This is a genomic window from Pelagibius sp. Alg239-R121, from assembly GCF_947331435.1.
Classification (GTDB): Bacteria; Pseudomonadota; Alphaproteobacteria; order Kiloniellales; family Kiloniellaceae; genus Denitrobaculum.
The window spans coordinates 627,788-650,403 of the sequence record NZ_CAMZOF010000003.1 but is presented as its reverse complement, the minus strand read 5'-3'; the positions used below and the strand labels follow the sequence as shown (position 1 = coordinate 650,403).

The 22,616-nt window shown below is 54.6% G+C and carries 19 protein-coding genes; 12 read left to right on the top strand and 7 right to left on the bottom strand.

Annotated elements, in window-relative coordinates; genetic code table 11:
* Positions 1-60 precede the first annotated feature (60 nt).
* Positions 61-1,380 carry a nucleoside recognition domain-containing protein gene (locus QMZ18_RS13390; protein WP_282606794.1) on the top strand — a complete coding sequence of 440 codons (1,320 nt, stop codon included), beginning with the start codon at positions 61-63 and terminating at the stop codon, positions 1,378-1,380.
* A 429-nt stretch (positions 1,381-1,809) separates the two neighbouring features.
* Here the strand turns inward: QMZ18_RS13390 and QMZ18_RS13385 are convergent, their stop codons facing one another.
* Positions 1,810-2,586, bottom strand: coding sequence for a class I SAM-dependent methyltransferase (locus QMZ18_RS13385; protein ID WP_282606793.1), 777 nt, complete (start codon positions 2,584-2,586; stop codon positions 1,810-1,812).
* Between the two features lie 404 nt (positions 2,587-2,990).
* Between QMZ18_RS13385 and QMZ18_RS13380 the strand changes: the two genes are divergently transcribed.
* Positions 2,991-3,515, top strand: a complete 525-nt coding sequence (locus tag QMZ18_RS13380) for a glycine cleavage system protein R (protein WP_282606792.1) — start codon at positions 2,991-2,993, stop codon at positions 3,513-3,515.
* 881 nt (positions 3,516-4,396) lie between these two features.
* Positions 4,397-5,176: a creatininase family protein gene (locus QMZ18_RS13375; protein WP_282606791.1), complete on the top strand. Its 780-nt coding sequence runs from the start codon at positions 4,397-4,399 to the stop codon at positions 5,174-5,176.
* A 26-nt stretch (positions 5,177-5,202) separates the two neighbouring features.
* Here the strand turns inward: QMZ18_RS13375 and QMZ18_RS13370 are convergent, their stop codons facing one another.
* Positions 5,203-6,477 (bottom strand): MFS transporter, encoded by a 1,275-nt coding sequence (locus QMZ18_RS13370; protein WP_282606790.1) that lies wholly within the window; start codon positions 6,475-6,477, stop codon positions 5,203-5,205.
* A gap of 486 nt (positions 6,478-6,963) precedes the next feature.
* Here QMZ18_RS13370 and QMZ18_RS13365 point away from each other — a divergent pair, with 486 nt between their 5' ends.
* From QMZ18_RS13365 to QMZ18_RS13355, 3 genes are read left to right on the top strand one after another with little or no spacing between them, the layout of a single operon-like run.
* The gene (locus tag QMZ18_RS13365; RefSeq protein ID WP_282606789.1) at positions 6,964-9,444 is read left to right on the top strand and encodes an RND family transporter; all 2,481 of its coding nucleotides are present in this window, start codon (positions 6,964-6,966) and stop codon (positions 9,442-9,444) included.
* A gap of 8 nt (positions 9,445-9,452) precedes the next feature.
* Positions 9,453-10,289: an outer membrane lipoprotein-sorting protein gene (locus QMZ18_RS13360; protein WP_282606788.1), complete on the top strand. Its 837-nt coding sequence runs from the start codon at positions 9,453-9,455 to the stop codon at positions 10,287-10,289.
* Positions 10,289-11,566 (top strand): hypothetical protein, encoded by a 1,278-nt coding sequence (locus tag QMZ18_RS13355; RefSeq protein ID WP_282606787.1) that lies wholly within the window; start codon positions 10,289-10,291, stop codon positions 11,564-11,566. The genes QMZ18_RS13360 and QMZ18_RS13355 overlap by 1 nt, the downstream gene beginning before the upstream one ends.
* A 39-nt stretch (positions 11,567-11,605) precedes the next feature.
* Here QMZ18_RS13355 and QMZ18_RS13350 read toward each other — a convergent pair whose 3' ends face one another.
* The gene (locus QMZ18_RS13350; protein WP_282606786.1) at positions 11,606-13,297 is read right to left on the bottom strand and encodes a DUF427 domain-containing protein; all 1,692 of its coding nucleotides are present in this window, start codon (positions 13,295-13,297) and stop codon (positions 11,606-11,608) included.
* Positions 13,298-13,517: 220 nt separating this feature from the next.
* Between QMZ18_RS13350 and QMZ18_RS13345 the strand changes: the two genes are divergently transcribed.
* Positions 13,518-13,919: a response regulator gene (locus QMZ18_RS13345; protein ID WP_282606785.1), complete on the top strand. Its 402-nt coding sequence runs from the start codon at positions 13,518-13,520 to the stop codon at positions 13,917-13,919.
* Between the two features lie 133 nt (positions 13,920-14,052).
* Here QMZ18_RS13345 and QMZ18_RS13340 read toward each other — a convergent pair whose 3' ends face one another.
* Positions 14,053-14,190 (bottom strand): hypothetical protein, encoded by a 138-nt coding sequence (locus QMZ18_RS13340; protein WP_282606784.1) that lies wholly within the window; start codon positions 14,188-14,190, stop codon positions 14,053-14,055.
* A 396-nt stretch (positions 14,191-14,586) separates the two neighbouring features.
* On the opposite strand from QMZ18_RS13340, the gene QMZ18_RS13335 reads away from it, so the two are divergent.
* Both QMZ18_RS13335 and QMZ18_RS13330 read left to right on the top strand, forming a co-directional pair.
* Positions 14,587-15,351, top strand: a complete 765-nt coding sequence (locus tag QMZ18_RS13335; RefSeq protein ID WP_282606783.1) for a DUF4197 domain-containing protein — start codon at positions 14,587-14,589, stop codon at positions 15,349-15,351.
* On the top strand, positions 15,341-16,471 hold the full coding sequence (locus QMZ18_RS13330) for a DUF2332 domain-containing protein (RefSeq protein ID WP_282606782.1): 1,131 nt from the start codon (positions 15,341-15,343) through the stop codon (positions 16,469-16,471). Before QMZ18_RS13335 ends, QMZ18_RS13330 begins: the two co-directional genes overlap by 11 nt.
* 30 nt (positions 16,472-16,501) lie before the next feature.
* On the opposite strand, the gene QMZ18_RS13325 is transcribed toward QMZ18_RS13330, so the two are convergent.
* Positions 16,502-16,930: a CHAP domain-containing protein gene (locus QMZ18_RS13325; protein ID WP_282606781.1), complete on the bottom strand. Its 429-nt coding sequence runs from the start codon at positions 16,928-16,930 to the stop codon at positions 16,502-16,504.
* A gap of 587 nt (positions 16,931-17,517) precedes the next feature.
* On the opposite strand from QMZ18_RS13325, the gene QMZ18_RS13320 reads away from it, so the two are divergent.
* The gene (locus QMZ18_RS13320; protein WP_282606780.1) at positions 17,518-17,757 is read left to right on the top strand and encodes a YMGG-like glycine zipper-containing protein; all 240 of its coding nucleotides are present in this window, start codon (positions 17,518-17,520) and stop codon (positions 17,755-17,757) included.
* Between the two features lie 132 nt (positions 17,758-17,889).
* Here the strand turns inward: QMZ18_RS13320 and QMZ18_RS13315 are convergent, their stop codons facing one another.
* Together QMZ18_RS13315 and QMZ18_RS13310 are read right to left on the bottom strand one after the other, a co-directional pair.
* The gene (locus QMZ18_RS13315) at positions 17,890-20,043 is read right to left on the bottom strand and encodes a methyl-accepting chemotaxis protein (protein ID WP_282606779.1); all 2,154 of its coding nucleotides are present in this window, start codon (positions 20,041-20,043) and stop codon (positions 17,890-17,892) included.
* A 596-nt stretch (positions 20,044-20,639) separates the two neighbouring features.
* Positions 20,640-21,179: a hypothetical protein gene (locus QMZ18_RS13310; RefSeq protein ID WP_282606778.1), complete on the bottom strand. Its 540-nt coding sequence runs from the start codon at positions 21,177-21,179 to the stop codon at positions 20,640-20,642.
* 278 nt (positions 21,180-21,457) lie between these two features.
* Here QMZ18_RS13310 and QMZ18_RS13305 point away from each other — a divergent pair, with 278 nt between their 5' ends.
* Together QMZ18_RS13305 and QMZ18_RS13300 are read left to right on the top strand one after the other, a co-directional pair.
* On the top strand, positions 21,458-21,706 hold the full coding sequence (locus tag QMZ18_RS13305) for a DUF6460 domain-containing protein (protein WP_282606777.1): 249 nt from the start codon (positions 21,458-21,460) through the stop codon (positions 21,704-21,706).
* 34 nt (positions 21,707-21,740) lie between these two features.
* Positions 21,741-22,610 (top strand): fructosamine kinase family protein, encoded by an 870-nt coding sequence (locus QMZ18_RS13300; RefSeq protein ID WP_282606776.1) that lies wholly within the window; start codon positions 21,741-21,743, stop codon positions 22,608-22,610.
* Positions 22,611-22,616: the final 6 nt, after the last annotated feature.

The window sequence follows — 22,616 nt, the reverse complement described above, 5'->3', positions numbered from 1 at the left end:
GACTCGGTTCGGACGTGATAAGCAAGACTCGGTGATAACTGCTGGCGTGGACTCCCCTTCGTGAACGGTATCTTCTTTGCAATCGTTATCGTTGCGTTCGCCGTCGCAGGTTTGCGTCAGTTCGACTGGGACCCCAGAAGCGGCGGTTCCAGCCCCATGGAAGTCCTGTCAATCGGCATGATCGATGCCGCCAGCGGCGCGGTGACCCTGGCCCTTGGGCTGGTTGGCGCAATGGCGCTGTTCCTCGGTTTGATGAAAGTCGCCGAGGCCGGCGGACTGCTCACGGTTATCGCAAAGACACTGCGCCCCCTCATGATCCGCTTGTTTCCGGATGTTCCGGAAGACCATCCTGCCATGGGCGCAATCGTGATGAATCTCTCGGCCAACGCGCTTGGCCTTGGAAATGCCGCGACCCCCTTTGGCATTCGAGCCATGGAAGAGCTCGACAAGCTGAACCCCAATCCAGGTACAGCAACCAATGCCATGGCGCTGTTTCTGGCCATCAACACCTCGAGCGTTACGCTCCTGCCAACCGGCGTCATCGCCCTGCGCGCTGCCGCAGGCTCCGAAGACCCCGCCGGTATCCTGCCGACGACCCTCTTTGCGACCATCTGCTCGACCACGGTTGCCATTGTGGTTGCCAAACTCTGTCAGAATCTGTGGCCGGCATCCGCCGCCTCCGGCGATACGGCAGAGTTGCCAAAAGATGACGTGAAAACTGCAGCTCAGGGGGACTATTCGGATGAGGTTCGTGCAATGGCCGAAGACGCCGGGCACAGCGCCTATCCCTTCTGGGTCTCTGCATTGGCCTTGTCGACGATCCTCTGTCTGGTTCCGCTCACCATTCTGTTCGGTCAATCCATTTCGCCGTGGATTATCCCCGGACTGATGGTCGCCCTTCTCGGGTTCGGCGTTCTTCGGGGCGTGCCAGTTTATGAAGTCTTTGTAGAGGGCGCCAAGGACGGCTTTCAGGTAGCGCTCCGAATTATTCCCTACCTTGTTGCCATCCTTGCAGCGATCGGTATGTTCCGCGCCAGCGGTGCGATGGAGCTGATGATCGAGCCCTTGGGACAGGTGACCCGGCTCTTTGGCCTGCCGCCGGAGGCCCTGCCTATGGCGCTTCTGCGGCCACTTTCAGGATCTGGCGCATACGGCATCCTGGCATCGATCATCGAGAATCCCGCTATCGGCCCGGACAGCTACACAGGCTATCTCGTCAGCACCTTCCAGGGCTCGACGGAGACGACGTTTTATGTCCTGGCCGTATACTTCGGTGCGGTACAGATCAGGCGGATACGCCATGCCCTGGTTGCCGCGCTCGCCGCCGATGCCACAGGCGTCGCCGCAGCCATTGTTATCTGTACGCTCCTCTATACATAACGCCGCGCCGCCAAATTCCGATCGAGCCGGTAATTCGCTGACACGAGTCCCCACGGACATCGTGCGCTCAAGACCCCCTTACAATGCGGATAACTCGACGTTATCTTATTGACGTAATTTATTATTTTCGTATCTGCCTGTTTCGACCCACTCCCCTCTGCCCCAGAACAAAGCGCTATTTGTTAAGCAAAGAAAATTTGACTGGCGAGCTATCGACGGGAAAGAGATTTGGTGTTTTGGCCAAACTGACCAGGGCGTTTTAAACCTTGGGCGAACGCGTTAGCAGCAACCACTCCTGGCAACAATGGTCAAAAGCAAGATATGTCCTCAACCTAGAGCGGATCGGAAACCAAGTCAGAAAGACAGCCGAGATCTCGCTACAGACCCGCCGGCCCGCATCTCTACGACTGCCATCCTTGCCGGCCCTGCCTACGGCGTGTCTGGCTTCCGAAAGGAGATACATCCCTTTTCGCAGTAGTGGTAGCCCTCCTGGAATGTCGGAAACTCCTGCCGCCAAGCAGCCAGGGTTGCCTCTTCTTCCGAACGGTCGGCGTCGTCTGCAAACACCGTCCCTCCGTCAGCAAGCCGGGTGAAGAGTTTCGGGCCGGCAGGATAGCGCGCCATATTACCGACGAGATGTGGAGGACCGTCAACAATGATCATGTCAATCGCAGAATCCGGCAAATTCTGATGATCGTACCAGGAAAACTGTCGTTCTCCGACATCTTGCCGAACCAGCGGCGCATGTAAGACTGTCGCCCATTCACTCAAGCCTTCACGCTCAAGATGGGATCGGGTTGTCTCCGCGAAGGCCTTATCGTTCTCAAGACTGTAAACATGGCCTTTGCCGTTTTCGCGCAAACAGGAAGCGAGTACGACCGTCGACGTCCCTGAACTGCACTCGACAACCGTGTCCGGTTTGGCCTCACTGGCATGGCGGGCAATAATCAATAAAAAATCCGGCGACGCTGCCCAGCCACGTGTCGGCGGTAAAGGGCGCGTCAGTGATAACTCGTGCTGAAGAATGTCCAAATTCTGGCGTTGTTGAAATATATCAACGAGATCGGTTCGTTGAATTTTCATCACACGAAAGAGTATTTCGCTGATGTTATTATCTATTCTTCTGATCTTATGAAAGCAATAAGCCAGCAAAAGAACAATAAACAGCAGAATAACAAGAATTATTGATTCGAGTAGAACGTCCATACCTATGACTTTTCCTTGAGTTTCAAGAAAACATTGAAATTCAAAATGAACCGGTGAGCATCACGGAGCCAACCAAAAGCACAATGGGCGCCGGGACGCAAAGGTTGGTTACTTTGACGCATTCCCGCCGAAATTCGGCGCCATCATATAATCGAAAAACCGTTAACGGTATATCTTGGTTTCGTTGCGCCCGAAAAAACTGCTTTTTTGGCACCTGGAATTCAACAGGAGTTACCAAAAGGTCGAGTCACAAAGATAATCTCTGTCCCGTGCGAATGAAGGCGCTTAGACTATTTTTGCAACCTGTCGCCTTGGCTGGCGATTATCACGAAGGGCGTAGAACAATAGGCGAAGTTTCATCTGAAGGGGATGAACAGCGTCGGAAACCAAGAGAGGGATGTGCTATGGCAACGTCGTTGGTATTAACGGTTCTTGGTGATGACAAACCGGGTTTCGTTGAAACTCTGGCCGAAGCAATCACTGCAAACGGCGCCAATTGGCTGGAAAGCCGCATGACTCATCTCGCAGGTAAATTTGCAGGGATCGTCCATATAGAGGCCGCCGAAGAAAAGGTCGACGGAGTGCTCAACGGCTTAAACGCTCTAAGTTCGGGCGACCTACAGATCCTGGTCGAGCGCAGCAGAACGGAGGCCCCGGCCGTCAATTTCGAGGAGCGTGTGCTTGAGCTTGTCGGGTCGGATCATCCTGGGATCGTTCACGATGTCACCCGCATTCTTGCCGAACGAAAAGTCAGCATCGAAGATCTGAATACGGGAACCGACAGCGCCTCCATGGCCGGCGGAAAGGTGTTTCGGGCAACCGCGGTCATCCGTGTACCGGATTCGGTGGACCTGGACAGCTTGAGAGGTGACTTGGAGGAATTGGCCAATGATCTGATGGTCGATATTTCACTTGGCGTTGCGAACTGAACGAACAAGCGTCATTCAAACGACATGAAGTTTTTGCATGGCAACAACATGCCATTGTTGATAACTACGTCGTAATTTCAATATTCTGTCCGTTGAAGTTGGCCGGATTTGCGCATAGGCATAGGACGTCGAAAATTAAGATCCTCGCTTGGAGGCTCCGGGATGTGAAACGCCTCTGACTCGATTTCGGAGGCGACCACGTCGATACACAGAAACTCTGTCGCGCCAGCGGTGCGAAATACTGATTTGCCCCTACAAACGATCGGTCACCACGTGCGATTGGCACGCGCATTGAGATGCGAGGCCCTGTTGGAGCACTTGTCATCTTTGGTGAAATTGCCAGCCAAGCTGCTTGCACGTCGAAATGCCGTTCGGGGCAGCCGGCTGACTCACCCAGTCACACTGCGCATCAGAGCGAGAGCTCATTCGCTTTCTTAACTCAAAATAGAGCGCAAAAAACGCACTCAAAATCACATCATACAAGTACGAAAGACCTCCTTGATTACTTAACCAAGAATGATCGCGCTCCAAGTTAATTTTAGGGTGTTGCGGCATGGTCATGCAATTCTGAACATCCGCGCAAATGAAGGTCTCCGCACAGCGGAGACCTTTTTCCGTTTTGCGGAGGGACTGTTGCCGGGAAAAGCCTCCCAAGGCGACGGGCACAATCAACGCAAGAATTGTTTGTAAAATTTCCCTCTAATCCAAAACATTATAGATAGTATTTCTTGTTACCACTTCGCGAATCCAAATCATTGCAAGATAATTCAAGCAAAAATACAATCCTAGGTCACTTGACGATTCATATATCTTAGTTCGAATATCCCGGCATCGCTTCGACGACATTGTTTTAAATAAGATTCCAGACAATCGGATACATCTTGACCAAATCTACAGCTGGGCGACTTCTCGAAGAGATGACCTGGCCGGAAGCTGCTGAACGCTTCCAGGCTGGTGCCGTCGTGGTGATTCCGGTTGGCGCCGTCGCCAAAGAACATGGGCATCATCTGCCACTGAATACCGAATCACTCATTGTAAAAGAACTGACCAACCGGTTAACCGTGGCACTGCCGATCGTCGTAGCGCCGATCGTCACCTTCACCTACTCCCCGGTCTTCAAAAAGTATCCGGGAAGCCAACATCTTTCGGCCGACACCTTCATGCGGATGATGATGGAATTGCTGACAAGCCTCGTTGCGCAGGGGGCAAAGCACATTGCAATTGTCAATAGCGGCGATTCGACGGAAGGTCCTTTGCGTCTGGTGATCAATCAGTTCTTTGATGAATCTTCGATCCGGGTCGGTCTGTCCAATCTTCGGCTCCTTGGGCGTGATCTGGATGGTATACTGGAGCAAGATCAAGGCGGACATGCGGACGAGCGGATGACATCGATGATGCTTGCCATTGCACCAGAAACGGTCCGCATGGAACGGACCCGTCCTGATTATGGTCGCCGAAGCCGTCCAATGAACCGCGCGTTTACTCAGCCAGTGCGGTTCTCCGGCGACAAGGAGGCGGAAGACATCGACTTCAGCGCGACCGGTATTATTGGAGATCCCACGCTTGCCACGGCAAAAAAGGGCAAGCGCCTGCTGGATGAAATCACCGAGCAGTTGGCGGAAGGCTTACGTGAACTCTTCCCGGAAATCGAAGACGCCTAAAGGTTATTGAGAGACGACGAATCTCATTAATAAGTCGAAGCCGTTCTGGATCTTGCAAGCAACGCCGCCGCCAGTGCCAGCATCATGGCAACAGCGGCTGAGTAAAAGATCCAAGGCGTCTGTCCCTGGTCCATAATCCATCCGAACAGCAGCGGAGCAATCGCGCCGCCGACATTCATGCCGGAGGTGACGAAACCGAACACCTTGCCCACCGAACCAGGCGGCGCTGCAGACCGGACCATGATATCCCGTGATGGCCGAATGGCACCTTGCATCAAGCCTGCAAGCGCGATTGAAAGGGTAACGGCAAGAAGCGGCAAGAAGGAACTGCCAACGAACAGCAGCGCGCCGGCACTGATGCAAAAGCCGACAATAAGAACCAGATCGTGCCGTTTGGTCCGGTCGGCTATGATCCCACCCAGAAGAACGCCAAACGCACTGCAAGACAAAAAGACTGTCAGAACGACACTGGCCGAGTCCAAAGACGTGGCATAGAGATCCACCAAGGCGACAACGGTAAAGCTGTTGAGACCAATACCGGCAATCGACGCCATGATCATGTAGGAAAACAGTAGAAGCATGGGCTTGGTAAACAGAACCCGGGGATCAAGAGAACCCGTGGTCTTAGCTTTGGCGTCTCTTCCGTCCTCCCCCTGCGCCGCAAGATCAGCCTCAACCGAGGTCCGCTCTTCCAACACACGTCCGAACAGCAACATGGCACCGAGCACGAAGAATCCGCCGAAGCCCACGATAACAAGAGCCGGCCGCCATCCCCAGAGCGCCGTCAATGTGATCATGATCGTCGGTGCAATCGCCCAGCCCAGATGGCCGCTGAAGGTGTGGAAACTGAATGCCCGTCCAATCACCGCATTGTCGATGCGGGCCGACAGGATGGCGTAATCGGCCGGATGGAAGACGCTGTTCCCGGCACCCAATATCAACATCATTGCCAGTAAAGTATAATAACTGGAAGTCAGGCCGCTCAAGACGATCGCACCACTCATGAGACCCAGGCCGATCATCAAAAGGCGCCGGGCGCTGAAGCGATCCACAAGAAAACCAACAGGCACCTGTACCAGACCAGTGGTGACGCTCGAAACAGTCAGCAAAAGGCCAAGGGCCGAATAGGAAACGCCGAATTCGCTTTGAAGCAGAGGGAATAAGGGGGGCAGCACGATCACATAGAAATGCGCAAAGAAATGGCCTGACGAAACCAGTCCAATAATCTTGGTTCGGTCCGATAGGCCGTGTTTTCGATCTGCCGCCGCGACAGTCATGCCGGTTTCCGTTTCGTCAATCATGGTTCAGCGATGCGGCGATAAAGGATCGCCGTCGCCAACACACTCGCCCAACTCCCGTTGAAACCTGGACCTGGGGATCTTGGTATCAATGAAGACGAAGGCCGTCGAATGTCCTAACCGGCGTCTGCAAAGGCGCAGAGAAACGATGGAAATACGGAGCCGATATCTCGGGAACGCAGTCAAGCAGCTTAGCGATTGAGCCTGTATCCGTCCAGTCACGGGGTTGACGCCAGTTCGGTCGTTCTCATGGTAAAACTTCTCCGAAAGTTCGTAACCAGTCACCGTGCGGGCACTGGCAGAAGCCCTCACTCAATTCAAAAAGATTACTTTGTCCACTTGATCAACGTAATCCATCGACCATCTATGATGCTGATGTAAACTGCACGGTGTAGTTTAATCGAACGCTGTCGGGCGTTTGGTCGTTTACCAACGAGAGCCGATACGGCATGTTTGGTTTGGCGCACAAATGAAGCGAGAGGGGAACTTATGCCAGCGCAACCTGGAGATCAGGAATCGCAACTTGAAACACCCGGCTCGGAAACAACGACAACAAGCCCCGCTGGCGCTTTATCGGAAGATCCCCTCGCCCTAGCCAGAAGCCGCGCAAGAACCGGCTTTGACCGCCGTATCATCAACTACACCGGCTGGGTACTACGCTGGCGCTGGCCGGTACTCATCTTCTGCATCCTGCTTGCCCTTGCTGCGGGAAGCGGTGGGCGTTTTCTAACCTTCACCAGCGACTACAGAGTCTTTTTCGGCGAGGAGAATCCGCAGCTTCAGGCCTACGAAGCGCTGCAGCGGACCTACTCCAAAGACGACAATATCAGTTTTGTCATGAAGCCGGACAACGGGCAGGTCTTCTCGCCTGAGTTCTTGGCAGCGCTGCGCGACCTCACGGAAGCGGCCTGGCAGGTTCCTTACAGTACGCGCGTCGACAGCATTGCCAACTTTCAACACAGCTATGCCGAAGGCGACGACCTGACGGTAGAAGACCTGGTCGGAAAGGGCCTCGAACTCAATCCGGCGGAGATCGAGAACATCCGCACAGTGGCTTTGAGCGAGCCCCTGCTGGTCGACAAGGTCATTTCCGCCGACGCCCGCACCACAAGCGTAAACGTCACAGTCACTCTGCCGCAAAAGGCTGAAACCGAATCCGCCGAGGTGATGGCATTCGCGCGCGAGATGGCAAAAAAGTTCCGTGCAGAAAACCCCAACGTGGTTCTGGTGATGACGGGTGTCGTTCCGCTCAACAACGCCTTCAATGAGTCCGCACAGAACGATCTTTCAACGCTGGTCCTCTATATGTACGGCGTTCTGCTGTTAGTCATGATCGTCCTGGTGCGATCAGCCAGCGGAACGTTCACGGCCTTGCTGGTGATTGGCCTATCTGTGGTCACCGCTATGGGGATTGGCGGGTACATGGGCATAAAACTCACGCCGCCTTCGGCGATCGTGCCCAATGTCGTCCTGACCATAGCCGTTGCCGATTCAATTCACCTCCTGGTCACGATGCTGCGCGAGATGCGGAAAGGCGCCTCGAAGCATGCCGCCATCGTCGAAAGCATGCGCGTCAATTTTGGTCCGGTGTTCCTGACCAGTCTGACCACTGTGATTGGCTTTTTGAGCCTAAACTTCAGCGACGCCCCACCCTTCCACGATCTGGGCAATATGTCCTCGGTTGGTGTTGCGGCCGCCTGGATTTATTCAATCCTGCTGCTGCCGGCGATGATTTCTATGTTGCCGGTAAAGGTCAAAGTCGGCCAGGGCGGCGCGGAAAAAGCGGCCGGCATGGATCTGCTCGCGGACTTCGTAATCGAAAACCGCAAGCCCGTACTGATCGTAATGACACTAATCGTTGTCGGTCTCGGCGCGATGATCCCGCGTATCGAGCTTAATGATCAGTTCGTGAAATACTTCGATACTTCGCTCGAATTTCGCGCGGACACCGACTTCGCCACAGAAAACCTCTCAGGCGTTTATCAGGTCAACTGGTCTCTGCCGGCGACTGATTCCGGCGGCATCAGCGACCCCGATTACCTGGCTAAGGCAGACGCCTTTTCCAACTGGCTGAAGGACCAGAGAGGCATCGCGCATGTCCAGACGCTCACCGATACCTTTAAGCGCCTGAACATGAACATGCATGGCGACGATCCGGAGTGGTACAGACTGCCGGAGGATCGAGAACTCGCCGCCCAGTACCTGTTACTGTTCGAACTCTCCCTACCCTACGGTCTGGACCTTAACAATCAAATCAACGTCGATAAGTCGGCCATGCGGGTGATCGTCACGACCGATGACATCAGCACCAACCAGCTCCGGACGCTCGAGAGCGCAGCAACCGCCTGGCTCAAGACCAACTTCCCGGAAGGCAAGACCGAGGCCTCCAGCCCCTTCGTGATGTTCGCCTATATCTCCGAACGCAACATCATCGGCATGCTGACCGGCACAGTCACAGCCTTCATCCTGATCTCCCTGTCACTGATGTTCGCGCTGCGGAATTTCCGCCTCGGGATTATCAGCTTGGTACCCAATTTGGTCCCGATCGTGATGGCGTTCGGAATATGGTCAATCTTTGTCGGCGAAGTCGGCCTGGCCTCCTCGGTGGTCACGGCGACCAGCCTGGGCATCATAGTCGATGCGACCGTTCACTTCCTGTCCAAGTATCAGCGCGGTCGGCGCGATCGCAACGAAGACGTGGAAGGCGCCGTGCGCTATGCTTTTTCCACGGTCGGAACCGCACTCTGGGTGACCTCGGCGATCCTGATTGCCGGATTCGGTGTCTTGGCCTTCTCGACCTTCCGCATCAACGAGGACATGGGCCTGCTAACGGCCATCGCCATCGCCGTTGCGTTGATCGCGGACTTCCTTCTCTTGCCGACGCTTTTGCTCACCGTCGATAAACGACGAAACGAGCGTAACAAACAAAGCTTCGATGATCCCCAAATCGCCCCCAAAGCTGCGGAGTAGTTAGACGCATGACCTCCTTTCGAACCCGTCACCCGGCCCGGCACGCGGGCATTGCTTCAGCCCTCGCGGCATCACTGACAACAATTGCCGTGCTCGCCCCTCAGCCTTTGTCTGCGGAAACGACCGAAGAAAAGGGACTTGCTATTGCTGTCGAAGCCGACAAGCGCGACCTGGGCTGGATCGATAGCGAGTCAGAGTTAAATATGGTGCTGACCAACAGGAACGGCGAAACCAGCACGCGGCAACTGCGGATCAGATCCCTTGAAGTGGAGGATCCGAATCTCGGCGACAAAAGCCTCACCATCTTCGATCATCCGAGAGATATCGAAGGCACCGCGTTTCTCTCGCACACCAAGATCGCGGAACCCGACGATCAATGGTTATATCTGCCGGCTCTGAAGCGGGTAAAAAGGATCTCGTCGGCAAACAAGTCGGGCCCCTTTGTCGGCAGCGAATTTGCCTACGAGGACTTGGTCAGTCAGGAAGTGGCGAAATACACCTACAACTGGCTGCGTGACGAAGCCTGCGGAGAACTGCAGTGCTTCGTTATCGAACGCTTCCCGGTCTACGAAAACTCCGGCTATACCAAGCAGGTGGTCTGGATCGACCAGGAAGAATACCGGGCGATGAAGATTGAATTCTTCGACCGGAAAAACAGCCTGCTGAAAACGCTGCAGAACCTCGACTACAAAGAATACCTCGACCAATACTGGCGCGCCCATACGCTGCAGATGGACAATCACCAGACCGGTAAATCAACAACACTTACTTTTGACGATTATAAGTTTAAAGTAGGCAGCAAGGATGGTGACTTCACCTCCAACAGGCTTAAGCGGGCGCGTTAGTGAAATCTGGACTCGGTAGATCTCGGCACCCCCGAAAGCGGGGACAATTAAGGGCTTCAGCTGCGGCTGGAGCCCTCGTCGTTACCGCACTGATCTCGGGTATTGCAATTCCCTTCGCTGCGCGAGCAGGCGAATGGGATTTTTCCGGCTCGATCGCCGGCGAGCTTCGAGTCTTCCCGAACTCTCCCGCATTTGACGAACAGGACGACACAAAGCTGTCGCCCTCAATCGCTGTAGAGCCAGAAGTTGTCTATGAATGGAACGGCGGCGACGACCGCATAACTTTCGTCCCCTTCGGACGCTGGGATGCCCACGACGACAATCGCAGCCACGTGGATCTTCGCGAGCTGAACTGGCTGCATGTCGGTGACGATTGGGATTCAGTGATCGGCGTCGAAAAGGTTTTCTGGGGTGTGACCGAATCGCGCCACCTGGTCGATATCATCAACCAGGACGATGCGGTGGAGGACGTGGATGGTGAGGACAAGCTGGGCCAGCCAATGCTCAACCTCAACTTATTCCGCGACTGGGGCACAGTCAGCGGCTTTGTCCTACCCGGTTTCCGGGAACGAACATTCCGTTCGAACGATGCCCGCCTGCGCGGCAGCCTGCCGGTCGATGATGACAATGCGACTTATGAGTCCAACGCAGAAGAACATCACATCGATTTCGCCGTGCGTTGGGCGCAGACCTTCGACGATCTCGATATCGGCATTGCGCACTTTCACGGCACCAGCCGCGAGCCGCGTCTTCTGCCACGGGTCAACCCCGATGGCCGCGTGGTCCTCATTCCCCGTTATGACCAGATCGACCAGACCAGCCTGGACGCCCAACTGACCAAGGACGCCTGGCTCTGGAAACTGGAAGCCATCACCCGCAGCGGCCAGGGCGACCGCTTCTTTGCCAGCGTTGCCGGTTTCGAATACACACTGTTCGGAATTCTCGACAGCAATGCGGATCTGGGACTGCTGGCCGAGTATCTCTACGACGGCCGCGATGAAGACGACGCTCCGCCGGTTCTTACCGACGACGATTTCTTTCTGGGTGCACGTGCAACCCTGAATGACGAGCAGGACACGACCTTCCTGATCGGCGGCATCATCGACCGGGACAATCAATCGACGTCGGTTTCTATCGAGGCCGAACGGCGCCTCGGCGAATTTTGGAAGGTGGAACTGGAAGGCCGTCTCTTCGTCAACGTCGACGACGACGATCTCATCCTCAACGGTGTCCGGGATGACGATGTCATTACCCTGCGTCTGACACGCTATTTTTAATCTTGCGAATGGCGTTTCCGGCGGCTCGACGCTGGTGCCTCAAACCTCGTCAGATCGGCAATTTTCAAGTTGCTCGTCATCCGTTGTGGCCGTCGGTGCAGGCATGGTGTGTTCCAGCGTAAAGATCTCCCGCTCACCGCGAACACCGCGCAGACTGTGCCGCCCGAGTGACACCGCTCCATCGCAGAGATGCTGTGCGATCTCCGCCGAGAAGAGGATTTCCTGGTCGAGGTGCTTACAGATATTTCCAATCCGTGCCGCCTCGTTGGCCGCCGGACCGATCACCGTGAAATCAAGCCGTTGATCGACGCCCACGTTGCCATAGGTCACCTGGCCCTTGTGAATCGACAGGGCGAAGCGGAGCGGCGCCTCACCTCGCGCCTCGCGCTCCGCATTGACCTCTGCCAGCCGGCGGCTGGAGTCCTTGGCGGCCTCAATGGCCCGGAAACAGGCCGCACCGACCTGAGTACAGTTCAGACAGCCAGGCATCGGGTTCTCGCCGTCGATCGGAAAGATCGCCAATACGGCATCGCCGATGAATTTGAGTACTTCGCCACCGCGTTCCAGCACAGCGCTGGCCGTGCATTCGAAAAAACTGTTGAGAACGCTGAGATAGTCGGCACGCGAAAGGTTCTCGGCCATTGATGTCGAATCGCGAAGATCGCAAAACCAGATGACAGCGTTGATGTCTTCACCGTCCCCCCTTTTGACGCGACCGTTCAAAACCCGCTCACCCGTGTAAGCACCTAGATAGGTATCAAGCAGAGACCGTGACATCTGACGGAGCGCATGCACCTCGAACAGACGGCTTAAGATCGGAAGGATCTCGTAGATGTGGCCGAGGTCCTTGGTAGAGAACCCGCCGGGTTCGTCGGTCGTCAAAGTCAAAGCATTGGCCTGGCCGTTTGAAAACGGCAAAGGCATTGCAACGTAGTCGGTCGCACCGTCGGCCTGAAGATCACGCAGGATCGGAAAATCGAGAACCGGGTTGTTCCCTTCCAAGCGCCGGCGAATACCGCCGACACCGTCAAAAATCGGCACGAGCGGCGAATTGAGATAAGCGGCCGTGGTCAGGGCTTCATAGGGAACTTCGGTCTGATTTGAGGTTTCGCTCCCCCGGTGCCATCGGTAGGCATTACCGAGCAGTTGCGGATGCAGCGTCCTGACGATCAGTGCCAGCCGCATCAACGGGACACCTTCTTCCACCAGCTTCCGCCCCAGTCTGGCAACCAACTCCGGCGTGGTCGCCGCTTCCCAGGCTTCGCTCATCAGCCAACCAGTGAAGGGATTGCCACGAGTGTGTGCGACATCGCCGGCATCGATCGACACCTCGGTATCCTCTTCGTACCAGGCGTCCATGCGATTTTGGTAAAAGCCGAGGTAGCCTCCGATTTCGGCAACCTCAGGCAAGGGATCTTCGTAGCTCCACACAACGTTCTCGGTCGTTTTGTCGCCGACGGTCAAATTCCAGTAGCTCGCGTTTCCCTTAAAGGGACAATGGGTCCGGTGATCGGTCCGGTCCATGAGGTCCATGCGGACATCATCTCGCGGCAGATAATACACTGGTGCATAGCGGGTCTCCCGCAACAAAAGCGCAGAGGTTGTGTCCGCCACCACAGTGCCGTTAAAGACCACCTTGACGCGTTTGCTGGAGGGAACGATCTCCAGCCTGTAATCGGGATTGCCCTCGAGCTGGGCCCGCTCTTGGGGTACGGCGACCAATTCACCCATGCCTTATCCTCATTTCACCCTGATCGTGCTCTCCCATACAGATAGGTGGAGCGCAGACCAATTACCATAGAAACATCAGCAGTTTATCATGATTTCCTTAAGAGAATTCCGGACCATTTGACGCATTGAACAGGTGGTTCAACCGCTCCTCACGAAATTACGTATTTTGTTCGCGAAGTTGTGACTTACGGCCCGTTGAAACCACGCCTAACTATCATAAATGACCGTGCCGATATCTATTCTCCTAGTCGAAGACGATCCCGATTTTGCCTCCTCGGTCCGACTGGTCCTTGAAGATGCCGGTTACGAAATCATCGGAATAGCCAACAACTGTTCGCAGGCCTTGAAGCTGGCAAGTGAGCGCACACCCGATTTGGCAATCCTCGATCTTCAACTCGATGACGAAATAGATGGCGTAACACTAGGCTTCGAGCTCACAGCCAGTGATGTTCCCATCATTTACCTCACCGGCGACATTACGATAGCCATCCGCCAAGCCTATGAAATAGCTTCCGATTTTCTGGAAAAACCGCTCAGAAGCGTGGACCTGCTTGCCGCTGTCGAAAACTCTCTCTCTGCGCGCAGGCAGCCGCACAGCCTCAAAGCTCTGCAGAGCCCTTAAGACTCGCGAACAACCCCGTGTCGTTGATTACGCTCATCCCCGAGCCCGCGAGACAAGCTTACCAAGGGGATGCCCCGAGGCATTCTGCGAGACTGATGATGGGCAATCGTGCCTTTCGCACGCTCTGGCGCGCTTAAACGCTCGTCAGAAGTCCGAAGACATAGGCAACGACCACGAAAACAACAATACCGACGACAACGCCCTCCGCCCAAAACAAAAAGCTTCTTTGTTCGTGGCGCGTATCCCTGCTTTCTTTAACCGACCTGTACATAACTCTCTCCCGACACAACTTCGTGTTATGACCTTCGAGTGATGCTTTACGCATTCCTTGCAGAGCCATTATACCGCGACTCGGATTCATTTGCATCGAAACATTTGTGACGGAATTTTCCAGTGACGGCGAATGGCTGCCGCCCCTCACATCATGCCGTAATTTTTCCTTTCACACACCGCAAAAGCAGTAGCAGGTGTTATATTTTTCAACTAGTTATGAGAAAAATTCGTATATTTACTCATAGTCTATCCCGGTTCGGCGTGATAGCATGGTTTCACTATCTGTTTGCTGGAACATCGGCATTCTTTGACCATCCGGCAGTCACGGGTAGTCATTTAAATCACAAACGCCCAAGTTGCAGCCAGGCCTCACCTCAACACCGGAGTTCCAAGAATGCGCACCGCTTTTGTTACAATGGCCTTCCTCGTCGCAGCCCTGCCCCTGTCGCAAAGCATGGCTCAATCCGACTGGTTGAAAAAAGGCAAAGACCTGCTGGATTCCTCCGGTGTGTCCTCGGGCGGGAGCAGTTCAGGGGGGTCGGCTGTCAGCGGCCTTTCAATGAATGAGATCAGCGACGGCCTCCGCGAGGCCCTGAAAGTCGGATCCCAGCGTGTGGTCGACCAAGTCGGGCAAACCGACGGTTATAACGGAGATTCCAAGATCCACCTGCCTTTGCCGGACTCGCTGAAAAAAGTTCAGTCGGCATTGGAGCTAGCCGGCATGTCATCGATGCTCGACGATCTGGAGTTGCGCTTGAACCGGGCGGCGGAAGCAGCGGCGCCAAAGGCAAAAGATCTGTTTCTGGATGCCATTGGCGAAATGACGCTGGAGGATGCGGAAAAAATCTACAACGGACCTGACGACGCTGCGACAAAGTACTTTCAAGGTAAAATGACGTCACCTCTGGCCAAGGAAATGGAGCCGGTGGTCAATCAGAGCCTGTCGGAAGTGGGGGCGATCCAATCCTACGAAAACGTCATGGGCGAATACCGCAGCATCCCCTTCGTGCCAGATGCCAAGGCGGATCTGACGGAATATGTTGTCGATAAAGGCATGGATGGCATTTTCTACTACCTCGCCCAGGAAGAAGCGGCGATCCGCAAAGATCCTCTGAAGCGAAGCACTGCGCTATTGCAGAAGGTCTTCGGTGCCCAGTAACGAACCGCCTGAAGCCTCGCCCACCTCGCCGCCGGGAGAAGCCGCGGTTCGCGCCCACTTTCTGGCGCAAAGCAAGTCTTGCCGTTCAATGGGATCACCCTTTACCGCAGGTCTGCTTGAAACGGCAGGAGAACGCCTGAGCACATCGAGCCGGATCGGTGCAACTGTGCTGCGATGGCCTGGCACGCCCAGCGATGATGCGCTGGCATTGCGTTTTGCCGCTGGCCTGCACTGGCTCGCATTGCGCGGCGGCGACAAGGAACTTGCTGAACTCTACCGTGAGCGCGGGATCGTCGGACAACAGCCGTCGTCGTGGAAACTCATCGAACAGGTTTTAGAGCGTCATGGCACGGCCTTGATGAGATTCATTGAACGACCGCCTCAAACCAATGAGGTCGGCCGCTCGGCTGTCATATTCGGCGGTTTCATGGCTGTCGCGGCCCGGACCGGACAACCACTTTCGCTGCGGGAAATCGGATCCAGCGCCGGATTGAATCTTAATTGGCACCGCTATGGCTACTGTCCTTCCGGTATTGATCTTCAGTGGGGCGACATAGAAGGGCCGGTCGTAATGCGCCCCGACTGGGAAGGGCCGGTCCCGACTCTGGCGAACGTCGAAGTGATCGACGGCATGGGTTGCGACCTCAATCCCGCCGACTACACGGCAATCACGCTTTCCAGTGATGAGCCAGTACCGTCCTCGGACGAAGCGAACCGGCTTCTTGCATACATATGGCCGGATCAAGAAGAACGTATGGCGCGCATGCGAGGCGCGTTGCGCATCGCCGTCAAACACCCACCCATCGTAGAGCGTGAAAGCGCAGCAGCCTGGTTGGGAAGGGTCGTAAAGAAACAGCCGGCGGATTGTGCGCAAGTCGTCTTCCACACCGTCGTCTGGCAGTACCTGTCACCCGATGAGCGCAGTGGCATCAAAGATGCGATTGACCAGGCAGCAGCGGCGGCAACAACCGCAAATCCCTTTGCCTGGCTTCGGATGGAACCTTCTGAGGATGGTGGCTGCGCTGAACTTCGACTTACTCTCTGGCCTGAGGACAGCGAGATTCACCTGGCGGATGTCTGTTATCACGGTAAGTGGATACGCTGGTTCGGCCGCGAATAGACCAACCGGTAAACCAGTCGCGCTTGCCTCTTAGCGCTTTGCTTCAAGTGTATCGGGATAAATGAAGCCGGAGACGCCGTAGGCACGTTTCCCGTACTTCTGACCCGGCGTGTACCAGACCCGCACCGAAGACCAATCGTTGTTTGGAGAAACATCAATCACGGGCGTGTAGCGATGGATACGTCCGCGGTTCAGCCAATTGGCCTGATGCACCAAAACTTCACGATCATTCAGTATTTCCGCGACCACCGCCAAATGCCCGTAACGAAGGCGCTTGCTCTTGCTCAGCACGAGAACAGCGCCCACTTGCGGCTTGCCAGCACGCTCATAGCGTCCTTTTGCACTCTGCCACCATGTCCAGGCGTTACCCCGAATACCGATCGAAGAGACCTCTCGGGCGTAGGGCACGCATTGCAGGGATCTCTTTGCCTTGTACATAACCGGCTTCATACGGGGCATGGGGATCCCCGCAGATGCGGTAACTATCTTGGGCTGAGCCACAGCCGGCTTACGCAAAGGGGCTGAACTTTCTGGTGAAAATTCAGAAAAATACTCAGGCTCAAAGGGTTCGGGATCCCAACCTGCCGTCGATTCCCAATCAGATTCATCCATCGGCGCGGCAATGGCATCCCCGAGCGTGGAAGCAGTATTTACAGGAGCAGGCTCTCTCGACGCACAAGCGGCAAGCAACAGCAGCAAAAAAGTGGCGAATGCTATACGCACAGAGAACAACTTTCGTCGCTACGCGACGAAGGCTCCGGCGCCAATCCATGTGACCATAATTACCGAACTTCCCCCGAATTAACCGCATTTCGCCCATAGGGTGCGCAGTTCAGAACTCCCGACCCACGAGTCCTCAGTATAAAACAATAACAAGGCCCGAAGCGAAAGCCTAACACAGCAGAGATTCGCCATGCATCAGGCAATTTCGCCGCTTGTCACAAGGATGACATAGCAGATCCCGGCACATCTGCACCATTTATCATGGAATCGCATGAAAAGCGGTTACGTATGTCAGTCATAAACCTCCCAAAAAGGAGAACCCGATGTATCGCGGTGCAGTTCCATTGGTCGCCTTAGCTTTTTTGCTGTCAGCTTGTGGCAGCACAGATAAGGATCGTGGCCTTAGCGGCGCAGCGATAGGTGCTGGTGCCGGTGCCGTGGTCGGTGCAGTTACAGGCCTAAGTGTGGTGGAGGGCGTCTTGATAGGCGCAGGAGCCGGCGGTCTGACCGGTGTACTGACGGACGAAGATCAGATCGATCTGGGTAAACCGTTTTGGGAATAGCCTTTTTGTACAACGAGGTTCCAGGAGCAATTCCCTGGCCCCATGACAACAGGACAAAAAAGGCGGCACAGCCTTCGCTGTACCGCCTTCTTCTAAACCTCGTTGATGAAGCTCTGTTTCCGCGTGCAGGCTTTATGCAGCACGAACCTGAGAAAGAAAGCTTTCGACCTCCGATTTCAGGCTTTCCGACTGCTGCATCAAATTACTCGATGCCGTAAGAACGTGTGATGCAGATTCACCGGTGTCCTTGGCAGTCGAGGTGACACCGCCGATGTTAGTCGAGACCAATTCGGCGGCTGCGGAAGACTGTTGCACATTGCGCGCAATTTCCTGGGTCGCAGCCCCCTGTTCTTCGACGGCCGCAGCGATCGACCCTGAGATCTCGTTGATCTGGGCCACTGTCTCGCCGATCGCCTTAATGGCAACGGCGGAACCGGTCGTGGCATCCTGAATACTGCTAATCTGCATCGAGATCTCCTCAGTGGCCTTTGCCGTTTGATTAGCCAGCGACTTGACCTCGGAAGCAACCACGGCAAAGCCCTTGCCGGCCTCTCCGGCGCGCGCCGCTTCAATGGTGGCATTGAGTGCCAACAGGTTGGTCTGTTCGGCTATGTCTGAGATCAGATTAACGACTTCGCCAACCTTCTGGGCCGCATCGACCAATCCCTCAACCTGGCTATTGGTCGCCTGTGCGTCCGATGTTGCCTTGGCGGCTATCTCGGTCGAGCGGGCCACCTGCGCACTGATCTCCTGGATCGAGGCTGCCAGTTCTTCAGACGAGCCGGCAACGGTCTGAACGTTGACGGATGCTTCTGACGATGCGTGAGAAGCCGCATTTGCCTGCTGCTCGGTCTCTTTCGCCGTCGAAGACATGCCTTCCGCGGTGGTCTGCATATCAGTGGCGGCGTTGGAAACACCCTCCACGATGCCCTGAATATTGGCTTCGAAGTTCTTGGCCAGATCGTTCAAGGCATTCTTCTCCTGCAAGGCACGATCTGCCGCGGCAGTCTGCTCTTTCTGCATACGCTCCATCTCGACGGCATTGTCTTTAAAGACCTGCACGGCGGTAGCCATGGCACCGATTTCATCGGAACGTCCCTGAGCAGGAACTTCAACGGTCTTGTCACCGGCCGCCAACGAAGCCATCGCACCGGTCATACCAACAATTTGGGTCGTGATCTGACGCGAAAAGAAAACCCCCAACGCGGCGGTGATCGCAAGCAACACCGCCGCCAGCATAATCATGTCATTCCGCATTTCGACAATCGGTGCATTGACTTCGGTAAGGCCTTGCTCAGCAATCATCGCCCAACGCGCGCCGTTAAAGTCAATGAAGGAATAGGCCGTCAGAGCGTCGCCGCCAAGGTAAGATGCCGTCATCATTACGCCCGTCTCCCCGCCCAATGCCATCTGCACGGCATCGTTCTCGACACGTTGGCTAAGGATGGTCGACTCCTCGGAAAAGCGTGAATCGTTCCGCATTAGGAAGTCGCCGCCCACGATGAAAGACTGACCTGTTTCGCCAAGACCTGCAGCGCTTGACAGCGTCGCATTCAAGCGGTCAATCGGCATCTGGAACACCAGCACGCCATTGACAGCGCCTTCATTGTCGAACATCGGCGTCGACATGAAACTGGCAGGCGCACCATGGCTTGGTGCATAGGGCTGAAAATCGAAAAAACTCAGCGCACCCGGTTTTGCGTCTGCAAGCGCCGCGCGGTAGGCATTCCCGAGATCAGTATCTTTGTACTCGCCGCTTGTGAGGTTGGTTGCGTAATCAAGCTCTTTGAAAACCGTATAGACGAGATTACCCTCCATATCGAACAAGAAGATATCGTAGTAGCCGCGTTCTCTAAGGAACTGCCGGAACCAGGGGTGGTGCTTTGCGTGGACCTCGCTGTAACGAGAGCCATCTGGTGCAGCGTCGAGGTTTTCCTTCTCGCCAGTCGGATTGGGATTCTCGTCGATATACAACTTTTGCAGCTGCGCCATTTGGCCGGAACCGAGTTCCTGCCAAGCATCTGAAAATTCGACAAGCGCTTCACGAACTTGATGGTTCGTCGCCGTATAGCGCATGTCCTGGTCTATCGAACTCAGATATGACTGCAAGGCAGTGCGTCTGTCCTCAAGAACCGCGGTCAATTTCTCTTCGATCGCGACGTACGCCTGATCAGACGCCTGAAAATAGTTGGCTCCCCCGATACCGAGTGCAAGTACCAACGCAAATGAAACAATAATCAGCGGTAGTTTGACCGCGATCTGAAGTTGGGCAATACGCGAAAACATGATCCACTCCTGGTCTCTAATTTAGACCAATGATAGTAAAAGGGTGTTAAACAATAATAAATTTTGGGCATATGCCTAAGAAATCGCCAAACTTAACTTTAAGTAGCAACACAACAGAGTCACTCTTAAGATGTTAGAAAATAATTCTATTTTCTGGAGCAGGTTTTTACTCAAAAAAACAATTATTGCGAGCACGATGCCTATTTAAAAATCAACAGGGAAGGTTTTCATTTTTCATTATATATCAATCCGTTATAACGTTTTCGTAACTTCCGATTTGAAAATGAAGTGAAAAACTAAAGAAGACTACACTCACACAATGCAATATCTCAATCGTGATTGTTCGCAACAGGTGTCTCTGCAGGCAACAATCGCCATTGAGGCATCAAATTGAACAACTTTTTGGCAAAAAGTCACAACAGCGGCTCGTATGAACGCACTTTTGCCTACTACCTAGCGTTCATTCGATTTCGAACACCGAGCGGCAATAAATTCGCCGCATTCTGCTGGTTCACAGAAGCAATCAGTGCGGGAAGAAATATGCCAAAAACGGTCATTAATTGTGACCATCCTGTGCAGATTTCCGTTGTTTCCAGTTATTTATCCTGCTTCTGCTCGACGAAGAGATCCCGGGAAATCTGCCCGATCAGCTTGGAGTACTTTTCGTCATCACGGCTTTTCAGCTTCTCAATCCAGCCTGTAACAGTGGCGTAGCGGGCGTCCTTGCCACAAAAACTTGCCGTAACGTCGAGCCGCGCATCTGAGCCACGCGGCGTTCCACCCTGTGTTTCGCCCTTGCACTGCGCCTGTCCATTCAGGCTCTTCGCGCCATTGAAAGTCATGACGACATAAAGACTTGGCTGGGGGGCCTTTGAGGGATCAGTCGTTACAGAAAACCGTCGTTTCTGAAGGGCGCCTGCGATCATGTCCGAAACCTCTGCTTCGAAGGCGGCACGGTCCATATCGAAGGCCTCGCCCTGCACCTTCAGCAACAACGGCCCCGCCTTGGTTGCCTCAATCAAGAAATCCCAGGTGCCTGCGGGATGAACATAGGTCTGATTGGTTGCCGGATCGTCGCAAGCCGAAAGCACAAAGAAAGCTGCCAGAACCATGCCGCGAAAAAAACTCTTAGTCATAAAAATCCCTCAGATAATGTAGAGACTCTGCTACAACACTTGCGATGGATCTGACAATCCGTAGTTATACTGCCGTCTTGCCCACGCGCCCATAGTTGTTCAACATGTCAGGCAAGAGCGAAATGCACAGGATTCCAGTACTTCTGGGGCACGATTCCTCTTGAAGGAAACAGTCGAGAACGTAAATCTTCCTCTAACTATTTGAATAAGAAATAGGTTTATGTTTTTCACTAACATGTTGAAAAACGATCAGACTCTAGCGGGTTAGTTATCACACCATGCCGAACAACGTTGTTTCCACCCTCATCAAACTGGTCGTCGCCTCTGTGATCGTCGGCTTCATTATGTCGTACTTGGACCTCACACCGAGGCAAGCTTTCGAAGGCATGGGCGACGCGGCCGTGGAAGTCTTTGAAATGGGGTCGTCGGTGTTTGAGTGGGGCTTTTCCTACCTCCTGCTGGGCGCCGCCGTTGTCATTCCCATCTGGCTAATCGCCATGGGGTGGAAGATGCTGCGTAGAAAATAGTCGCTCCGCACTCATTCCGGAAAAGAGCCCGGTTTTGGTCAGTTTATCGGAAACAACCCGGCAGAAAATTCAGTCTTTCACCAGCCGCAGGATTGTCTCGACGCGTCGCCTGAGCGGTGGTTGCATCGCCGATGTCTTCAGGATCGGGCTCGACGACGGAAGCTGTTGCGTCGCCAAAGCTGGATCTGTGGGGCGCGAGAACATTGACCTAACGATCGAAGCAGAGATGCTTCAGTTTCTCGGCACAGAAAGCAAACTTCCCGTCCCGGATGTATTACTTGCGACTGAGGGCCTTCTCCTGATCGAATACATCGAGACTGATGGACAGATCGATAGCTCCGCTCAGACGCATGCAGCCGAATTACTTGCCGATCTCCACAATCAAACAGCGCCCAGCTTTGGGTTTTCACGCAACACACTCATTGGACCACTGCAGCAACCCAACCCGGAAACGGAAAGTTGGATTGAGTTTTTCCGAGACCAGCGGCTGCTGCACATGGGCCGGGTCGCGTTGGACCGTGGCAGGCTGACGGATGAAATCTACGATGTGCTGGAACGGCTCTGTGGAAAGCTGGAGCAGTTGTTGCCAGCGCAATCGAAGCCCGGCCTCGTCCATGGGGATGTCTGGGACGGCAATCTTCTGGTTCGCAACGGCCGAATCGCGGCCTTTATCGATCCTGCGACCTACTACGGAGATCCGGAAATCGAATTGGCTTTTTCAACGCTTTTTGGAACCTTCGATCAGAGTTTCTTTGACCGTTACCAGGAACTCAGGCCGCTGGAACCCGGCTTTTTCGAGTGCCGTTGCGATCTCTATAAGCTTTACCCCCTGCTGGTTCATACGGCATTGTTCGGCGGTTCCTATGCGGCCACCGTCGCTGCGACAGTCAACAAATACGCTTGAAGGAAT

Bases quoted from the DNA above. Each gene is read 5' to 3' on its own strand.
- QMZ18_RS13320 (WP_282606780.1), top strand. From the start codon at position 17,518: ATGTATCGCGGTGCAGTTCCATTGGTCGCCTTAGCTTTTTTGCTGTCA.
- QMZ18_RS13350 (WP_282606786.1), bottom strand. From the start codon at position 13,297: ATGGGTGAATTGGTCGCCGTACCCCAAGAGCGGGCCCAGCTCGAGGGC.
- QMZ18_RS13340 (WP_282606784.1), bottom strand. From the start codon at position 14,190: ATGTACAGGTCGGTTAAAGAAAGCAGGGATACGCGCCACGAACAAAGA.
- QMZ18_RS13365 (WP_282606789.1), top strand. From the start codon at position 6,964: ATGCCAGCGCAACCTGGAGATCAGGAATCGCAACTTGAAACACCCGGC.
- QMZ18_RS13325 (WP_282606781.1), bottom strand. From the start codon at position 16,930: ATGCCCCGTATGAAGCCGGTTATGTACAAGGCAAAGAGATCCCTGCAA.
- QMZ18_RS13360 (WP_282606788.1), top strand. From the start codon at position 9,453: ATGACCTCCTTTCGAACCCGTCACCCGGCCCGGCACGCGGGCATTGCT.
- QMZ18_RS13345 (WP_282606785.1), top strand. From the start codon at position 13,518: ATGACCGTGCCGATATCTATTCTCCTAGTCGAAGACGATCCCGATTTT.
- QMZ18_RS13385 (WP_282606793.1), bottom strand. From the start codon at position 2,586: ATGGACGTTCTACTCGAATCAATAATTCTTGTTATTCTGCTGTTTATT.
- QMZ18_RS13335 (WP_282606783.1), top strand. From the start codon at position 14,587: ATGCGCACCGCTTTTGTTACAATGGCCTTCCTCGTCGCAGCCCTGCCC.
- QMZ18_RS13305 (WP_282606777.1), top strand. From the start codon at position 21,458: ATGCCGAACAACGTTGTTTCCACCCTCATCAAACTGGTCGTCGCCTCT.
- QMZ18_RS13315 (WP_282606779.1), bottom strand. From the start codon at position 20,043: ATGTTTTCGCGTATTGCCCAACTTCAGATCGCGGTCAAACTACCGCTG.
- QMZ18_RS13310 (WP_282606778.1), bottom strand. From the start codon at position 21,179: ATGACTAAGAGTTTTTTTCGCGGCATGGTTCTGGCAGCTTTCTTTGTG.
- QMZ18_RS13370 (WP_282606790.1), bottom strand. From the start codon at position 6,477: ATGATTGACGAAACGGAAACCGGCATGACTGTCGCGGCGGCAGATCGA.
- QMZ18_RS13380 (WP_282606792.1), top strand. From the start codon at position 2,991: ATGGCAACGTCGTTGGTATTAACGGTTCTTGGTGATGACAAACCGGGT.